Origin of the sequence: Corallococcus sp. 4LFB (assembly GCF_046520365.1) — a bacterium.
Taxonomy (GTDB): Bacteria; Myxococcota; Myxococcia; order Myxococcales; family Myxococcaceae; genus Corallococcus; species Corallococcus caeni.
Map to the genome: position 1 here is coordinate 1 of NZ_JBKGHJ010000840.1, position 2,215 is coordinate 2,215.

Genomic DNA, 2,215 nt, shown 5'->3' on the forward strand with positions numbered 1-2,215 from the left:
CGGTCACCGCCGCGGCCGCTCACGCCGGACGCGGGGGCGGCTCGCGTCGTGGCGCCCTCGCCGCCCTGAGGCGGCCGTCCGCCTGCTCTGCTGGATGCCCTCCTGGGAGCGGAGCGCTTGTTGGATGGCAGGTGCCGCGCGGCTGCGCTCAACCGCGTTGATTGCACGGCCGCGGGCGCGCCAATAGAAGCCAGGGCCTCGTCCACCTCGTGCCGCCCCCAGAGCTCCGCATGCCCCAGCCCCTGTCCCCCTTCATCTCCCCTTCCGAGGAGCGGCACTTCGCGGGGGGCGGTGAGATGGGCGAGCTGGTGCGCTCGCTGGACTGGTCCCGCACGCCGCTGGGCCCGTCCCGCGACTGGCCCGTCAGCCTGAAGACGATGGCGGGCGTCGTGCTCCACAACCGCTTCCCCATGCTCATGTGGTGGGGCCCGGAGATGATCCAGCTCTACAACGACGCGTACCGCCCGGTGCTCGGCCTGAAGCATCCCGGCTCCCTGGGGGCTCCGGGCGAACAGGTGTGGCAGGAGATCTGGGACGTCGTCGGCCCCATGGCCCGGGGCGTGCTGAACGGCGGCCCCGCCACCTGGAGCGAGAACCTGGAGCTGTTCATCAACAGCCGGGGGTTCCTCGAGGAGACGTTCCACACGTTCTCGTACAGCCCCATCCCCGACGAAGAGGGCGGCGTGGGCGGCGTGCTCGTCACCGTGCGCGAGACGACGCAGGAGGTGCAGCACGGCCGGCAGCTGCGCATGCTGCGCGACCTGGCGGCCCGCTCCGCCGACGCGAAGTCCCCGGAGCAGGCGTGCCACACCAGCCTGAACGTGCTCGCGGACAACGACCTGGACCTGCCGTTCTGCCTGCTCTACCTGCTGGACGCGAACGGCGACACCGCGCGCCTGGCGGGCGCAGCCGGTTGCCCGACGCCGTCCTGGCCACGCTGCCCGCGCAGCAGTCCCTCTCCGCCGGGGCCGGCACGGACTGGCCCTTCGCCGAGGCCGCCCGGACGGGCGACGCCGTCGTGGTGAAGGACCTGGGCCAGCGGCTCCGCAACCTGCCCGGAGGCCGCTGGAACACGCCGCCCTCGCTGGCCGTGGTGCGGGCCCTGACGCGGCCGGGACAGGCGCGGCCGTATGGCTTCCTCGTGGGCGGCGTCAGCCCCCGGCGGCGGCTCGACGCGCCCTACCACGCCTTCTTCCAGGGCACCGCCGAACAGGTCGCCGCCGCGCTCGCCAACGCGCGCGCCTATCAGGAGGAGCGGCAGCGCGCGGAGGAGCTGGCGACGCTGGACCGCGCGAAGACGGCCTTCTTCAGCAACATCAGCCACGAGCTGCGCACGCCGCTCACGCTCCTGCTGGGCCCCACCGAGGACGCGCTCGCCAGCCCCGAGCGCACGCTCCAGGGTGACGCGCTGGAGACGGTGCACCGCAACGGCGTGCGGCTGCGCAAGCTGGTCAACACGCTGCTGGACTTCGCGCGCATCGAGGCCGGGCGCGTGCGCGCCACCTACGAGCCCACCGACCTGGCCGCGCTCACCGCCGGGCTCGCCAGCGCCTTCCGCTCCGCCATCGAGCGCGCGGGGCTGGTGCTCGACGTGGACTGCCCGCCCCTGCCGGAGCCGGCCTGGGTGGACCACGAGATGTGGGAGAAGATCGTCCTCAACCTCATCTCCAACGCGCTGAAGTTCACCTTCAGCGGCACCATCACCGTGGCGCAGGCGCAGCGGGACGGGCACCTGGAGCTGCGCGTCACCGACACCGGCACGGGCATTCCCGCCCACGAGCTGCCGCGCCTCTTCGAGCGCTTCCACCGCGTGCACGGCGCCCGCGCGCGCTCCCACGAAGGCTCCGGCATCGGCCTGGCGCTGGTGCACGAGCTGGTGCGGCTGCACGGCGGCACCCTCACCGTCCAGAGCGAGCTGGACCGCGGCACCACCTTCACCGTGCGCATCCCCACGGGCTTCGCGCACCTGCCGCCGGAGCACGTGTCGTCCGCCCGGAGCCAGCGTCCGCTGCCCGCCGGGGCGGACTCCTACGTGCGCGACGCCCTGGGCTGGCTGACGGACCTGCCCGCCGCGCCCGGCGAGGACCGCGCCCCTCCGGAGTCCATCACCGCGGCGGTGCTCGGCGACGAGGAGCGGGGCGCGTGCTGCTCGCGGACGACAACGCGGACATGCGCGAGTACGTGGCCGCTGCTGGCGCGCACTGGACGGTGGAGG

2 protein-coding genes are annotated in these 2,215 nt (G+C 73.9%); both read left to right on the forward strand.

Annotation, left to right across the window (positions count from 1 at the left end):
- The first annotated feature begins 230 nt into the window (after window positions 1-230).
- On the forward strand, window positions 231-1,025 hold the full coding sequence (locus ACLEQD_RS41825; RefSeq protein WP_410391494.1) for a GAF domain-containing protein: 795 nt from the start codon (window positions 231-233) through the stop codon (window positions 1,023-1,025).
- Window positions 914-2,215 (forward strand): sensor histidine kinase (locus ACLEQD_RS41830; RefSeq protein ID WP_410391495.1); only part of this gene is annotated, 1,302 nt, incomplete at its 3' end. The genes ACLEQD_RS41825 and ACLEQD_RS41830, both read left to right, overlap by 112 nt.